14 protein-coding genes are annotated in these 13907 nt (G+C 59.6%); 7 read left to right on the top strand and 7 right to left on the bottom strand.

Annotated elements, in window-relative coordinates:
• Positions 1-300: 300 nt before the first annotated feature.
• Positions 301-885 carry a YajG family lipoprotein gene (locus tag IB252_RS00315; protein ID WP_033061281.1) on the bottom strand — a complete coding sequence of 195 codons (585 nt, stop codon included), beginning with the start codon at positions 883-885 and terminating at the stop codon, positions 301-303.
• A 202-nt stretch (positions 886-1087) separates the two neighbouring features.
• Here IB252_RS00315 and IB252_RS00310 point away from each other — a divergent pair, with 202 nt between their 5' ends.
• Together IB252_RS00310 and mqo are read left to right on the top strand one after the other, a co-directional pair.
• On the top strand, positions 1088-1321 hold the full coding sequence (locus tag IB252_RS00310; RefSeq protein ID WP_111451287.1) for a hypothetical protein: 234 nt from the start codon (positions 1088-1090) through the stop codon (positions 1319-1321).
• A 740-nt stretch (positions 1322-2061) separates the two neighbouring features.
• Positions 2062-3570, top strand: coding sequence for a malate dehydrogenase (quinone) (gene mqo / locus IB252_RS00305; RefSeq protein WP_192406204.1), 1509 nt, complete (start codon positions 2062-2064; stop codon positions 3568-3570).
• 147 nt (positions 3571-3717) lie between these two features.
• Here mqo and IB252_RS00300 read toward each other — a convergent pair whose 3' ends face one another.
• Positions 3718-4005, bottom strand: a complete 288-nt coding sequence (locus tag IB252_RS00300) for a PA4642 family protein (RefSeq protein WP_111451285.1) — start codon at positions 4003-4005, stop codon at positions 3718-3720.
• A 63-nt stretch (positions 4006-4068) separates the two neighbouring features.
• Positions 4069-4554, bottom strand: a complete 486-nt coding sequence (locus IB252_RS00295) for a hypothetical protein (RefSeq protein WP_192406202.1) — start codon at positions 4552-4554, stop codon at positions 4069-4071.
• Between the two features lie 151 nt (positions 4555-4705).
• Here IB252_RS00295 and dauA point away from each other — a divergent pair, with 151 nt between their 5' ends.
• Complete coding sequence (dauA, locus tag IB252_RS00290) at positions 4706-6427, top strand: C4-dicarboxylic acid transporter DauA (protein ID WP_192406201.1); 1722 nt, start codon at positions 4706-4708, stop codon at positions 6425-6427.
• 7 nt (positions 6428-6434) lie between these two features.
• Here dauA and IB252_RS00285 read toward each other — a convergent pair whose 3' ends face one another.
• Together IB252_RS00285 and IB252_RS00280 are read right to left on the bottom strand one after the other, a co-directional pair.
• On the bottom strand, positions 6435-6908 hold the full coding sequence (locus IB252_RS00285; RefSeq protein ID WP_192406200.1) for a WbuC family cupin fold metalloprotein: 474 nt from the start codon (positions 6906-6908) through the stop codon (positions 6435-6437).
• Between the two features lie 4 nt (positions 6909-6912).
• The gene (locus IB252_RS00280; RefSeq protein WP_008153401.1) at positions 6913-7470 is read right to left on the bottom strand and encodes a hypoxanthine-guanine phosphoribosyltransferase; all 558 of its coding nucleotides are present in this window, start codon (positions 7468-7470) and stop codon (positions 6913-6915) included.
• A 163-nt stretch (positions 7471-7633) separates the two neighbouring features.
• Between IB252_RS00280 and upp the strand changes: the two genes are divergently transcribed.
• Both upp and IB252_RS00270 read left to right on the top strand, forming a co-directional pair.
• Positions 7634-8272 (top strand): uracil phosphoribosyltransferase, encoded by a 639-nt coding sequence (gene upp / locus IB252_RS00275; RefSeq protein ID WP_008025893.1) that lies wholly within the window; start codon positions 7634-7636, stop codon positions 8270-8272.
• Between the two features lie 2 nt (positions 8273-8274).
• Positions 8275-9549: a uracil-xanthine permease family protein gene (locus IB252_RS00270; protein WP_008153403.1), complete on the top strand. Its 1275-nt coding sequence runs from the start codon at positions 8275-8277 to the stop codon at positions 9547-9549.
• A 139-nt stretch (positions 9550-9688) separates the two neighbouring features.
• Here the strand turns inward: IB252_RS00270 and hemH are convergent, their stop codons facing one another.
• Positions 9689-10714, bottom strand: a complete 1026-nt coding sequence (gene hemH / locus IB252_RS00265; RefSeq protein WP_192406199.1) for a ferrochelatase — start codon at positions 10712-10714, stop codon at positions 9689-9691.
• Between the two features lie 13 nt (positions 10715-10727).
• Positions 10728-11630: a TIGR01777 family oxidoreductase gene (locus IB252_RS00260; RefSeq protein ID WP_192406197.1), complete on the bottom strand. Its 903-nt coding sequence runs from the start codon at positions 11628-11630 to the stop codon at positions 10728-10730.
• A 196-nt stretch (positions 11631-11826) separates the two neighbouring features.
• Between IB252_RS00260 and IB252_RS00255 the strand changes: the two genes are divergently transcribed.
• Both IB252_RS00255 and IB252_RS00250 read left to right on the top strand, forming a co-directional pair.
• Positions 11827-12813, top strand: a complete 987-nt coding sequence (locus tag IB252_RS00255; protein ID WP_111451277.1) for an NAD(P)/FAD-dependent oxidoreductase — start codon at positions 11827-11829, stop codon at positions 12811-12813.
• Between the two features lie 132 nt (positions 12814-12945).
• Positions 12946-13905 carry a YbgA family protein gene (locus IB252_RS00250; protein ID WP_192406196.1) on the top strand — a complete coding sequence of 320 codons (960 nt, stop codon included), beginning with the start codon at positions 12946-12948 and terminating at the stop codon, positions 13903-13905.
• Positions 13906-13907 lie beyond the last annotated feature (2 nt).

Genomic DNA, 13907 nt, shown 5'->3' with positions numbered 1-13907 from the left:
CCGACGACCGCGGCGCGAATTCTACCGAAAGCCTCACCTTGTGCCCTTGCTTTCCGACAAATAACGAACGAATTGACCGACTCCTGTCCTATTTGACGGTGCCGCCCTCTGGTTTTTTGTTCGCAAGCAATCCCTTGCTCGCGATGGCGGTGTATCAACTGCATTGATGTTGACTGACACACCGCCTTCGCGAGCGAGCCCGCTCCCACAGGGGATGGGTGCAGTCCCGCCAAAAATCAGCTCGCATGAAAAAGCCCGGGGCCATTGCTGGCTCCGGGCTTTTTTGAGTCCGGCGAACGTTTATTCGCCGAGAATCTGACCAATCGTCGGATCCTTGAACAGACGCGTCAATGCATCGCTCAACACATCGCTGACCAGCTTGGTGTTGGTTTCCTGATTTGGCGCCATACCAAAACGCTGATCCAGGGACGCACCATAACGACCACTGTAGCGACGGTTGGCATTCTGCACATCGGAGCGGAACGTCGCGCCAATGGTGGCTTCAGTCACATACATGCCTTCTTTAGGCGACTGATACTTCAGCTCGGCCAAGGTCACGGTCAACTGCGGAGCATTCAGCGCATTGGAGGTTGGGGTGAAGCCCAACAACCGCACGGCCGCTTCGGCCTGAGCCTGCAACTTCGGCAGAATTTGCGCGCCCTGCACGGTGATCGCGCTGGTCTCAGGGTACAGGCCACCACGGGTGCCCAGAGTCGGCGACGGACGACCATCCACCACACGCACCACCACCGGCTGACCATGGCCGACCGGTGCCAGCTGAGTCGTCAGCTTGGGCTCCGGATTCAGTTGTTGCGGGCTGTGGGCGCAGCCGACCAGGGTCAAACTGGTCACAGTGATCAAACCGAACAACAGGCGTTGCAACATGCGCTTCTCTCCAGAATCAGGCACTAAGGCCCGCAGTATAGCGGTGCGCCACTGCGGCTAACTAGAGCCCTTCAGTGATTACTGAAATGTCTGACAAACCCTTGGGAAGCGGGTTCCTGTCACAGATATGTCACCGCCCATACACTTGCACGTCACGGTTTGCTGGCTATCTTCATAGGAGCCACCTACAGGGTACTTCGCCATGCGCTATCTCATCTCGCTGTTCAATCCACGTCCTCTGCATCGCTGCTTCGCCCTGCTCGACCACAACGGCCACTGTCAGGCGTTCAAACAGTGCAGCCTTCAGCCAATGGGCGATGACTGGGTCGAAATCGAAGAAATCCGTCTCAATTGGTTACACCACCCCCTGCCCCCTAGCGCCTGTGTAAGCCAGCGCCAGCCGCGTGCGCGGGCTCAGCAAGGGTTGACCACCTGACCGAACACCTAATAAAAGTCATTAAACACGACCATTTCCCTGCGTTTCTTCGCTACAATCTCCCCCCGATTATAAGGACGTCTCCTGATCGGGCCTCGCAGCATCGTCAATGCGCTTGTATTGACACCCCGCACCGCCCTACAGAGAGCCGCCCACACAGATCGAGTGAAGCTGGCGCGCTTGCTGTTCCTTGAGCAAAAACCCCACTTTTCGCGAATCTGCAGAGCTGTCATTACGCTCGGACACTGAGCTGTTTGCCCGTTTTGCCTGTCATGTATCCCATGGCGGCAATCCATCCGGGCACGGTGCCAGGCTGGGGCAGCCATTTTTTGAGGTTCACGTCTTCAAAAGAGCGTGAAAAAAACGGGTTTTCACAACTTCACAAGAGTGTGGCGAGCAAATGAATAGTTTTGCGTCTGAACATGCACCATTAGCGTCTGAAACAGCCCAACGACACAGGACCGAGTACGCCTCGAACACCGGATCCTGAAGCCTGTCCTCTACGGATTTGGTTGCACAAACGGATGTATCGACCATAAGTCGAATTGCCAGCCGCGCGTTGAAGTGAGTTCATGTAACTCTTTTAGACCCGGCCGGTAGCGTCCGTCGAAGTTGCAAAAAATTGCGAAGATTCGGACATGGCGATACTGCCATGAGTACTTGGGGCATCACTGACACGCCCCTGAACACCTGGCAGCCATGCCGACAATTTGGTGCTGCAGATTTTGGAGACGCGTTAAATGGCGCATAACGAAGCAGTCGACGTAGTACTGGTTGGGGCCGGCATCATGAGTGCCACCCTCGCTGTACTGCTCAAAGAGCTCGACCCCGCGATCAAGCTGGAAGTCGTCGAGCTGATGGATTCCGGTGCCGCGGAGAGTTCGAACCCGTGGAACAACGCCGGTACCGGTCACGCCGGGCTGTGTGAGCTCAACTACACGCCGCAGGCCGCCGACGGCACCGTCGACATCAAGAAAGCCGTGCACATCAACACCCAGTTCGAGGTGTCGAAGCAGTTCTGGTCCTACCTGACCAGGAAAAGCACCTTCGGCTCGTGCAAGACGTTCATCAGCCCGGTGCCGCACCTGAGCTTTGTCCAGAACGAAGATGGCGTTTCCTTCCTCAAGGAACGCTTCAAGACGCTGAGCAAGCACCACGCCTTCTCGGACATGGAATACACCGAAGACAAGGCCACCATGGCCGAGTGGATGCCGCTGATGATGCCTGGCCGGCCGGCCGACGAAGTCGTCGCCGCCACCCGTGTCATGAACGGCACCGACGTCAACTTCGGCGCCCTGACCAATCAACTGCTCAAGCACCTGACCAGCGCACCCGATGCCCAGGTCAAGTACTGCAAGCGCGTGACCGGCCTGAAGCGCAACAACGGCGGCTGGACTGTCAGCATCAAGGACGTCAACAGCGGTAACTCCCGTGACGTCGACGCGAAATTCGTGTTCCTCGGCGCTGGCGGCGCGGCACTGCCGCTGCTGCAAGCTTCGGGCATCGAAGAAAGCAAAGGCTTCGGCGGCTTCCCGATCAGCGGCCAGTGGCTGCGTTGCGACAACCCGGAAGTGGTCAAACACCACCAGGCCAAGGTTTACAGCCAGGCGGCGGTGGGTTCGCCTCCGATGTCGGTGCCGCACCTGGACACCCGCGTAGTCGATGGCAAGAAGTCCCTGCTGTTCGGACCTTACGCCGGTTTCACCACCAAGTTCCTCAAGCACGGTTCCTTCATGGACCTGCCGATGTCGGTTCGCGCCGGCAACATCGGCCCGATGCTGGCCGTGGCGAAAAACAACATGGACCTGACCAAGTACCTGGTCAGCGAAGTGATGCAGTCGATGGAACAGCGCCTGGAATCCTTGCGTCGCTTCTATCCACTGGCGAAAGCCGAAGACTGGCGCCTGGAAGTGGCCGGCCAACGGGTGCAGATCATCAAGAAAGACCCGAAAAAGGGCGGCGTTCTGCAGTTCGGTACCGAACTGGTCGCGGCCAAGGACGGTAGCCTTGCTGCCCTGCTCGGCGCTTCGCCAGGTGCGTCGGTGACCGTTTCGATCATGCTGGAACTGATCGAGAAATGCTTCCCGAACAAGGCTTCCGGTGAGTGGGCTGCCAAACTGGCGGAAATCTTCCCGGCTCGGGAAAAAGTCCTGGAAAACGACGCTGCGCTGTATCGCAAGATCAATGTGCAGAACAACGTCGCGCTGGAACTGGTTGAAGCCAGCAATGAGACCGAAAGCTACGCTTGATTCGGCCGCATAAAAAACGCCCCGTTCTCATTGAGAGCGGGGCGTTTTTTTATGCCTTTCTGTAGGAGTACGGCTTGCCGGCGATGGCGTCCTTGAGATCGCTATCGCGAGCAAGCTTTGCTCCTACAGATACAGGATGTCCGCGATTCAGCCGCGAGCCTTGGCGATCAGTTCGATGTACTCGGCCGCATTACGCTGATCCTTGATCAGGGTGACGAAGTCATTGCCGTGCTCATCCTTGCCGTCCAGATCCAGGCCGGCTTCGACGAAGAACGTCAGAAAACGCCCGAAGTCATCGATGCGCAGGCCGCGGTAGGCCTTGATCAGTTTGTGCAGCGACGGCGACGTGGCGTCGACCGGTTCGAAATCGAGGAACAGCTTGATCTGCTCATCGCCGATCTCGTCACCAATCACTTGCTTCTTATCTTTACGCATTGCCGACTCCAGCTCGCAGACATTTCACGGGGCGGGCAGTTTACCCCTCCCTTGCCACCGGGCTCAACGCGGACGAACAGCACCCGTGTGCAGATCGGCCCAGACATGACCGTTGGCGTAGCTGAGGAACTGGCAATACACCGTTTCATTGCGCAACAAGTCGATCACCACCCGGTACTGAGCCATCGGGTAAAACAGCGTCAGGGTTTTGCTTTTGTCGTCGTAGATCGGCTTTTTCAGGCTTTTGCTTTCGCCATCGAAATTGACCAGCACCTGATTGATGGTCGCGCCCTTGTTCAAGGATTTGCCCTTGAGGCGGATCAGCAACGGTGAGGTCACCGGAATCGGCTGCTGGTTGGACTGGCGCTGGCTGCCGATCACCACCGAGTAATCGGTGACCTGCAACAGCTGTTGCTGCTCGGGTTCGGCGTCACGCAGGGTCAGGTCATCGGGGGGCAGGAACTCCGCGTGCATCGGCGCCGGGGCGGCCGCCAGAGGCAAGCTGACGGTCAGCAACAGGGCGGCGCAGCTACGGATCAAAAGGCTCATGACGGGCTCCCAAGGCGAAGCCGAGCACTCTAGCATGAGGATCAACCGCGCGAATTAGCGATATGGGTCAATACTTCGCAGTACGAAGCTGACCAAACTGGAAGAGCTTTCAGCCTTCGTTCAACAGTGCGCCGTCTACCGTGGAGTGCTCATGTCGTTCTCCGTTCCCCCGTTGTTTGCCGCCTGGCGTCAGACTTGGCGCGCCGGCTACACCCTCAGACGCTTACGCGGCGACATCAGTGCCGGCGTAACGGTAGGGATTATCGCCATCCCGCTGGCCATGGCCCTGGCGATTGCCGTGGGGGTGCCGCCTCAGCATGGGTTGTATACGGTGCTGATCGCCGCGCCCCTGATCGCCCTGACAGGAGGTTCGCGTTTCAATGTCAGTGGGCCGACCGCTGCGTTCGTGGTCATTCTGTTGCCCATCACCCAACAATATGGCCTGGGCGGCCTGCTGTTGTGCACCATGCTGGCCGGCGTCATCCTCATTGCCTTGGGGCTGATCAGAGCCGGGCGGTTGATCCAGTACATTCCGTATCCGGTCACTCTGGGCTTTACCGCCGGGATCGGCATTGTCATCGCAACCCTGCAATTGAAGGACTTGCTGGGCCTGAACACCGCCGGCCAGGCAGAACACTACATCGAACAGCTGGGTGTACTGATTCTGGCGTTGCCCAGCGCCCGGTTGGGGGACGGGATCATCGGCATCACCTGCCTGGCCGTTCTGATTGTCTGGCCACGGTGGGTACCGAGGATTCCGGGGCATCTGGTGGCGCTGACCATCGGCGCGCTGCTGGGGTTGGCGCTGGAGCATGGCGGGCTGTCGGTGGCGACATTGGGCGAGCGTTTCAGCTATATGGTCGAAGGCGTCAGCCATCCCGGGATTCCGCCATTTCTGCCGAGCTTCGATTGGCCGTGGAACCTTTCCGGCCCCGACGGCCAGCCTCTGCACCTGTCTTACGACTTGATCCGTCAGCTACTGGCGCCGGCGTTCGCCATTGCCATGCTCGGGGCCATCGAATCCTTGTTGTGTGCGGTGGTGGCGGATGGCATGACCGGCAGCAAACACGACTCGAATGCAGAACTGCTGGGCCAGGGCCTGGGCAACCTGATCGCACCGCTGTTCGGCGGCATTACCGCCACGGCGGCGATCGCCCGTAGCGCCACCAATGTGCGCAGCGGGGCCTTTTCGCCATTGGCCGCCATTATTCACAGCGCGGTGGTACTGATGGCGATACTCGTTTTCGCACCGCTTTTCAGCTACCTGCCGATGGCTGCACTGGCCGCGTTGCTGGTGATGGTGGCGTGGAACATGAGCGAGGCCCGGCACGTGCTGCATACCTTACGCATCGCGCCCCGCAGCGATGTGCTGGTCTTGCTGACCTGCCTGAGCCTGACCGTGTTGTTTGACATGGTGATGGCCGTCGCCGTCGGCCTGCTGCTGGCCGCCGGGTTATTTATCAAGCGCATGAGCGATCTCACGGACACCGCCGAACTGCCCCGCGGCTTCCATCAAGCCTTGAAGGACATGCCGGCGCATGTTCGTTGCTATGCGATACGCGGGCCGCTGTTCTTCGGTGCTGCCGAAAAAGCCCTGGGGGTGCTACGCAAATTCAGTCCGGAGGTCAAAGTGGTGATCGTCGAGATGAGCGCCGTGCCGATGCTGGACATGACCGCGCTGGCAGCCTTCGACAATATCCTGAGGGATTACCGCAAAGACGGCATTGGCCTGATTCTGGTAGGAACCGCCCCACGGGTGCGCCTGAAGCTCAGGCGCGCGGGCATCCATCGGGAGCAGCGTCAGTTGGCCTACGTGAACAACCTGGAACAGGCTCGTCGCAAAAGCGAGCGCTGGCTGGCCGGGGAAAATTGAGCGCGCTTCAGGTGAACTGCGCGCGCATCCACGCCTGATACTCAGCCACACCAGGCTCGCCTTCGCGCGGCGCCCAGTGAGCAAGCTCACCGTCACCGACCGGGCGATACGGGCCCGCCTTGCACTCGAACATCAGGCTGTCCGCTTCCAGTACCACCAGGCCATGGAACACGCCGGCTGGCAGGTCCACGCCGAGACAGTCGCCACCAGCCTGCAGGATTTGTTTATTCACCACCGCGCCTGACTCATCGAAGATCAACACACCCAGTCGCCCTTTGAGGACCAACAAGGTTTCAGCCTTGTTTTCCCCCAAGTGCCGGTGAGGCGGGATATAGGTGTCGGGCTGCAAGCCAACCACCATGCGATGACAGGCGTCTTCCATCTGATGGAAGTTGTGATGCTGACGCCCACGAGGATTGGCTGCGGCTTTCTCGGCCAATTCAGCGAACAGGGTTTGATCGAGAAAGCTCGGAGCGCTCATTTTCTTACATGCCTTTAACAGCAAAAATCCCGTTGGCGTTACGCCAGTAGCCTTTGTAATCCATGCCGTAACCGAAGATGTAACGGTCGATGCATGGCAGGCCGACGAAATCGGCTTTCAGGTCCGGGCGAGCCTTGCGGTCGTGGTCCTTGTCGATCAGCACGGCGGTGTGCACAGCGCGGGCGCCGGCGTGTTTGCAGTAGTCGATGATCGCGCCCAGGGTGTGACCTTCATCGAGGATGTCGTCGATGATCAGCACGTCGCGGTCGAGGAACGACACTTCCGGCTTGGCTTTCCAGAACAGGTCGCCGCCGCTGGTTTCGTTGCGATAACGAGTGGCGTGCAGGTAGGACGCTTCCAGCGGGAAGTTCAGATGGGTCAGCAGCTTGCCGGAGAAAATCAGCCCGCCGTTCATCACGCAGAACACCACCGGATTGCTTTCAGCCAGCTGGTCGTTGATTTGTGCACCGACGCGGGCGATGGCCGCCTCGACTTCTGCTTCGGTGTACAGGCAGTCAGCCTCTCGCATGATTTGACGGATATGCTCGAGATCAGCGGACATGGCGTTCTCCAGGGGGTGGCGGTTCAGGAAAAGCGGGCAAAGGTACGCATCAAGCGAGGCCAGATCAAGCGTTTGTGGACTAACGTTCTGAATGTCTATAGGACAACACCCTCGGATAGATTAATCTAGGCCGGTTTTTTTGCCCGCCGCCGGAGCCTTTCCCATGCCCATCCTCGAGATCCGCCATCCGCTGATCCGCCATAAACTCGGCCTTATGCGCCGCGCCGACATCAGCACGAAGAATTTCCGTGAGCTCGCTCAGGAAGTCGGTGCCCTGCTGACCTATGAAGCCACCAAAGACCTGCCGCTGGAAAGCTACGACATCGAAGGCTGGTGCGGCACGGTGTCGGTCGAGAAAATCGCTGGCAAGAAAATTACTGTAGTACCGATCCTGCGCGCCGGTATCGGCATGCTCGAAGGCGTGCTGAGCCTGATCCCGGGCGCCAAAGTCAGCGCCGTGGGCGTGGCTCGCAATGAACAAACGCTGCAGGCTCATACCTACCTGGAAAAACTGGTTCCGGAAATCAACGAACGCCTGGCGATGATCATCGACCCGATGCTCGCCACCGGCAGTTCCATGGTCGCGACCATCGACCTGCTGAAAAAGGCCGGTTGCCGGGATATCCGCGCGATGGTGCTGGTGGCGGCCCCTGAAGGCATTGCCGCGGTAGAGAAAGCTCACCCGGACGTGACCATCTATACCGCGTCCATTGACGAAAAACTCAACGAACACGGTTACATCATCCCAGGCTTGGGCGATGCCGGTGACAAGATCTTCGGCACCAAGCAGAAGGACGCTTGAGCATGCAGCAAGAGTTCAACGATCCGCTCTGGCGCACGGTGCTGTCGGGTGCGCAGATGCTGTTCGTGGCCTTCGGCGCTCTGGTGTTAATGCCGTTGATTACCGGCCTCGACCCGAACGTGGCGCTGTTCACTGCAGGCCTGGGGACGATTCTGTTCCAGATCGTCACCGGGCGTCAGGTGCCGGTGTTCCTGGCGTCGAGCTTTGCCTTCATCACCCCGATCATTCTCGCCAAGGGCCAGTTCGGTCTCGCGGCGACCATGGGTGGCGTGATGGCGGCCGGTTTCGTCTACACCTTCCTCGGCCTTGCGGTGAAGATCAAAGGCACCGGTTTCATTGACCGCCTGCTGCCACCGGTGGTGATTGGCCCGGTGATCATCTCCATCGGCCTGGCCATGGCGCCGATCGCCGCCAACATGGCGATGGGCAAGGCTGGCGATGGCACCGAACTGATCCATTATCAGACGGCGATGCTGATCTCGATGCCAGCGCTGCTGACCACCCTGATCGTCGCGGTGTTCGGTAAAGGCATCTTCCGCCTGGTGCCGATCATCTCGGGCGTGCTGGTGGGTTTTGCGATGGCGTTCTACTTCGGCGTCGTTGATACCGCGAAAATTGCTGCTGCACCGTGGTTTGCAATCCCGCACTTCACCGCGCCGGAATTCAACTGGCAGGCGATTCTGTTCATCGTTCCGGTGGCCCTGGCTCCGGCCATCGAGCACATCGGCGGCGTGATCGCTGTCGGTAGCGTGACCGGTCGCGATTACCTGAAGAAACCCGGCCTGCACCGCACCCTGCTCGGTGATGGCATTGCCACCACCGCAGCCGGCCTGTTTGGCGGTCCACCCAACACCACCTATGCCGAAGTGACGGGCGCGGTGATGCTGACCAAGAACTACAACCCCAAGATCATGACCTGGGCGGCGATATTTGCCATCAGCCTGGCGTTCATCGGCAAGTTCGGCGCGCTGCTGCAAAGCATTCCGGTACCGGTGATGGGCGGGATTCTGTGCCTGTTGTTCGGCTCGATCGCGGCGGTGGGCATGAACACGCTGATTCGCCACAAGATCGACCTGGGCGAAGCACGAAATCTGGTGATTGTCTCGGTGACCCTGGTGTTCGGGATTGGCGGCGTACTGGTCGGCACCGGCACAGGGCCGGACGACTTCGGCCTCAAAGGCATCGCGCTGTGCGCGGTGACGGCAATTGCGCTGAACCTGTTGCTGCCGGGTAATGACAGCTGGAAGCACAAGAAGGCGAATGAGTCGCTGCTTTGAGTGAACTGATCGTTCCCACGCTCTGCGTGGGAATGCAGCCCGTGACGCTCCGCGTCACTGGACGCGGAGCGTCCCTAGAGGCATTCCCACGCAGAGCGTGGGAACGATCCTGTAGGAGCAAGGCTTGCCCGCGATGCTTTTAAAGCGCCAACGGCGCTCTCTCGCACAACGTGCTCAACGCCCGCGCCCACTGCGGATCGTCGTTAAGACACGGCACCAGCACCAACTCCTCTCCCCCCGCCTCGCGGAACAGCTCCTTGCCGCGATCCCCGATCTCTTCCAGCGTCTCGATGCAATCGGCGACAAACGCCGGGCACATCACCAGCACTTTCTTCACGCCCATTCCAGCCAACTCATCAAGGCGCGCTTCGGTGTAGGGTTCGATCCATTTGGCCCGCCCCAGACGCGACTGGAACGACACCGACCATTTGCCGTCCGGCAGCCCCAGCCGCTTGGCAAACTCGGACGCCGTGCGCAGGCATTGGGCGCGGTAGCAAGTCGCCAAGACTTCTGGCGAAGCGTTCTGGCAGCAATTGTCGCTTTTGAAGCAATGGTGACCGGTAGGGTCGATTTTGGTCAGGTGCCGCTCCGGCAAACCGTGGAAACTCAACAGCAGGTGATCGTAATCCTGCTGCAAATACGGCTTGGCGCTGGCGACCAGCGCATCGAGGTATTCCGGTTGATCGTAGAACGGCTGGAGAATCGACAACTGCACGTCCAGCTGCTTCTCGCGGACTACCCGCTTGGCCTCCTCGATCACCGTGGTCACCGTGCTGTCGGCGAACTGTGGATAGAGCGGTGCGAGCGTAACCCGCTTGTGGCCCTGGGCTGCCATGCGCACCAGCACCGACTCCATCGACGGCTCACCGTAACGCATCGCCAGTTCCACCGGCCCGTGGTGCCACTGGGCAGTCATGGCCTGTTGCAGGCGACGGCTGAGCACCACCAACGGCGAGCCCTCCTCCCACCAGATCGAGGCGTAGGCGTGGGCCGACTGCTCCGGGCGCTTGAACAGGATCAGCGACACCAGCAAACGTCGCACCGGCCATGGCAGGTCGATCACATACGGGTCCATCAGAAATTGATTGAGGTAACTGCGCACATCCGCCACCGAGGTGGAAGCCGGTGAGCCCAGATTGACCAGAAGCAATGCGTGATCGGTCATGCAACGTCCTATTTCAAAGGCGGCTGGAAAGGTCGTCCAGAGCCGCGCGCAAATCAGTGAACTGGAAAGTGAAACCCGCTTCCAGCAAGCGAGCCGGTACGGCCTTCTGGCCGCCCAGCAACAGCAATGACAACTCGCCCAGACACACCTTCAACGCCAGGGCCGGCATGGGCATGAACGTCGGGCGGTGCAACACGCGGCCCAACGTATCGGCGAATTCGCGGTTGCGCACCGGCTTGGGCGCGCAGGCATTATAAGGACCACTGGTGTCTTCCTGATGCAGAAGAAAATCAATCAGGGCGATTTGATCGTTGATATGAATCCACGGCATCCACTGCCGGCCACTGCCGATAGGCCCGCCCAGCCCCACTTTGAACGGCAGCAACAGCCGCGACAAAAAGCCGCCCTCTGCCGACAACACCAGCCCGGTGCGGATGAGAATTACGCGAATGCCCAACGCCTCGGCGCGCTGGGCCGTTTCCTCCCAGGCAATGCACAACTGGCTGGCGAAATCATCGATGACGGGCGGGGATTTTTCAGTCAACTCCCGCTCGCCCCCATCGCCGTACCAACCAATGGCGGAGCCCGAGATTAATACCTGAGGTTTGTGCTCGCGGCTTTCGAGCCAGGCCAGCAGGGTTTCGGTCAGCGTGATCCGGCTGCTCCAGAGCAGCGCTTTGCGTTTGGAGGTCCATGGCCGGTCGGCAATCGGTGCGCCCGCCAGATTGATAATGGCATCAACCGTTTCTTGTCCAATATCCTCGAACTGTGTGATTCCCCGCACCTGCGCACCGCAAATTTTTGCGACTTTTTCAGGTGTGCGACTCAAGACAGTCAAACGATGTCCCTGACTCAACCAGTGTCGGCAGAGCTGACGTCCTATCAAACCAGTACCGCCGGTCAGCAATATGTGCATGACTTCTTCCTCGCGTGGCGTTTTACCTTGATCACTAGTCTATTTTTATATGCAGGGATCTTTGGTATCGGGCAGGCTCTGTGTTTAACAATAGGCCAAGCTGTCAGAACGAGAACGCTAAAAGTTATACCAAAAAACAATATTGTACAGGTTTCATCCACGGCGTAGTCTGTACAGAAAGGTAAACGAGGCCCCTATGACTGTACCTATCGCAATCATCGGCACCGGCATCGCCGGACTCTCCGCCGCCCAGGCCCTGACAGAGGTCGGGCATGTCGTTCAACTTTTCGATAAAAGCCGCGGCAGTGGCGGACGCATGTCAAGCAAGCGCAGCGATGCGGGGGCTCTGGACATGGGCGCGCAATATTTCACCGCCCGCGATCGCCGCTTCGTCACTGAAGTCCAACGCTGGCAAGGCAACGGCTGGGTCGCTGAATGGATGCCGCAGCTCTACACCTACCATGGCGGCCAGCTCAACCTGTCGCCGGACGAACAGACTCGTTGGGTCGGCACGCCTCGTATGAGCGCGATCACCCGCGGCTTGCTCGGCGACCTGGAAGTGCATTTCGCCTGCCGCATTACCGAGGTCTATCGCGGCGAGGAGCACTGGCATCTGCAGGACGCCGAAGGCTTCACCCACGGCCCGTTCAGTCATGTGATTATCGCCACGCCAGCGCCTCAGGCGACTGCACTGCTGGCCACCGCGCCGAAACTCGCCGGTGCCGCCGCCGGGGTGAAAATGGACCCGACCTGGGCTGTCGCGCTGGCATTCGAGACACCGCTGGATACGCCCATGGAAGGCTGCTTCGTACAGGACAGTCCACTCGACTGGCTGGCTCGCAACCGCAGCAAACCCGGGCGCGATAACACCCTCGATACATGGGTGCTGCATGCGACCAGTGCCTGGAGCCGGCAACATATCGACCTGTCCAAGGAAGCGGTGATCGAGCAATTGCACGGCGCATTTGCCGAGCTGCTGCACGACTCCATGCCCGCCCCGACCTTCAGCCTTGCGCACCGCTGGCTCTACGCCCGGCCCGCCAGCAGCCATGAATGGGGAGCCCTGGCCGATGCCGATCTGGGCCTCTATGTGTGTGGCGACTGGTGCTTGTCCGGTCGTGTCGAAGGCGCCTGGCTCAGCGGCCAGGAAGCCGCCCGCCGCTTGCACGCACATTTGCAGTGAACCGCATTAATCCGGGAGGAGGCCGACGATAAAACTTATACAAATAATTTGACTTGTACACCTTTGAATCTATGATGAAGTTATGTTGTACAGACCGAACAGTCTGTACAGGTTTAGATTCGAGGTGCTCCGATGCCCCACGCCACCGTGAAACCGAAGATCGCCATCAGCGCCTGCCTGATGGGGGCAGAAGTGCGCTTCAACGGCGGGCACAAGGCCTCGCAGTTGTGCAGTCGCACCCTCACCGACTATTTCGATTTTGTTCCGGTCTGTCCGGAAGTCGCCATCGGTCTCGGCATTCCCCGTGAACCGATCCGTCTGGTGGGCGATCCACAACATCCAGAAGCCATCGGTACCGTTAACACAACACTCGATGTCACCCGGCCGCTCGCCGAATACGGTCAGAAAATGGCCGCGGAACTGGGCGACATCTGCGGCTACATCTTCATGCAGAAATCCCCGTCATGCGGCCTGGATCGGGTCAAGGTCTACCACGCCAACGGTGCGCCGGTGGACGGTGGTGGCCGTGGCATCTACGCCCAGGCGTTCTGCGCGCGGCATCCGGATTTACCGGTGGAAGAAGACGGCCGACTCAACGACCCAGTGCTGCGAGAAAACTTCCTCACCCGCGTGTTCGCCTACAGTGCCTGGCAGCAGTTGCTGCGCGACGGCCTGACTCGCCGTGGCCTCACGGACTTCCACTCGCGCTACAAATACCTGCTGATGGCCCACAACCCGGTGCAGTACAAAACCCTGGGAAACCTGCTGGGCAACATGGGCCAGACCGACCCGAACGAACTCGGCCCACGCTACTTCAGCGAGCTGATGGGGGCCTTGAAAAAATGCGCCACCCGCCGCACCCACACCAACGTCCTGCAACACATCAGTGGCTATCTCAAACAGACCATCAGCCCTGAAGACAAACAGGAAGTGCAACACGTCATCGGCCAGTACCGCCACGGCATCGTGCCGTTGGTGGTGCCGTTGACGCTGCTCAAACACTACTTCCGTCAACACCCGGATCCCTACATTGCGCAACAGGTTTACCTGCAACCGCATCCGGAAAATCTCAGCCTGCGAAACGCAATCTAATG

It is taken from the genome of Pseudomonas sp. PDM10, assembly GCF_014852295.1.
Lineage (GTDB): Bacteria > Pseudomonadota > Gammaproteobacteria > Pseudomonadales > Pseudomonadaceae > Aquipseudomonas.
Note: the sequence above shows the minus strand (reverse complement) of the source record. Positions and strands in the feature narration are given on the sequence as shown.

Bases quoted from the DNA above. Each gene is read 5' to 3' on its own strand.
- IB252_RS00285 (WP_192406200.1), bottom strand. From the start codon at position 6,908: ATGAGCGCTCCGAGCTTTCTCGATCAAACCCTGTTCGCTGAATTGGCC.
- hemH (WP_192406199.1), bottom strand. From the start codon at position 10,714: ATGACCGATCACGCATTGCTTCTGGTCAATCTGGGCTCACCGGCTTCC.
- dauA (WP_192406201.1), top strand. From the start codon at position 4,706: ATGTCGTTCTCCGTTCCCCCGTTGTTTGCCGCCTGGCGTCAGACTTGG.
- IB252_RS00315 (WP_033061281.1), bottom strand. From the start codon at position 885: ATGTTGCAACGCCTGTTGTTCGGTTTGATCACTGTGACCAGTTTGACC.
- IB252_RS00300 (WP_111451285.1), bottom strand. From the start codon at position 4,005: ATGCGTAAAGATAAGAAGCAAGTGATTGGTGACGAGATCGGCGATGAG.
- IB252_RS00255 (WP_111451277.1), top strand. From the start codon at position 11,827: ATGACTGTACCTATCGCAATCATCGGCACCGGCATCGCCGGACTCTCC.
- mqo (WP_192406204.1), top strand. From the start codon at position 2,062: ATGGCGCATAACGAAGCAGTCGACGTAGTACTGGTTGGGGCCGGCATC.
- IB252_RS00295 (WP_192406202.1), bottom strand. From the start codon at position 4,554: ATGAGCCTTTTGATCCGTAGCTGCGCCGCCCTGTTGCTGACCGTCAGC.
- IB252_RS00260 (WP_192406197.1), bottom strand. From the start codon at position 11,630: ATGCACATATTGCTGACCGGCGGTACTGGTTTGATAGGACGTCAGCTC.
- IB252_RS00310 (WP_111451287.1), top strand. From the start codon at position 1,088: ATGCGCTATCTCATCTCGCTGTTCAATCCACGTCCTCTGCATCGCTGC.
- IB252_RS00270 (WP_008153403.1), top strand. From the start codon at position 8,275: ATGCAGCAAGAGTTCAACGATCCGCTCTGGCGCACGGTGCTGTCGGGT.
- upp (WP_008025893.1), top strand. From the start codon at position 7,634: ATGCCCATCCTCGAGATCCGCCATCCGCTGATCCGCCATAAACTCGGC.
- IB252_RS00250 (WP_192406196.1), top strand. From the start codon at position 12,946: ATGCCCCACGCCACCGTGAAACCGAAGATCGCCATCAGCGCCTGCCTG.
- IB252_RS00280 (WP_008153401.1), bottom strand. From the start codon at position 7,470: ATGTCCGCTGATCTCGAGCATATCCGTCAAATCATGCGAGAGGCTGAC.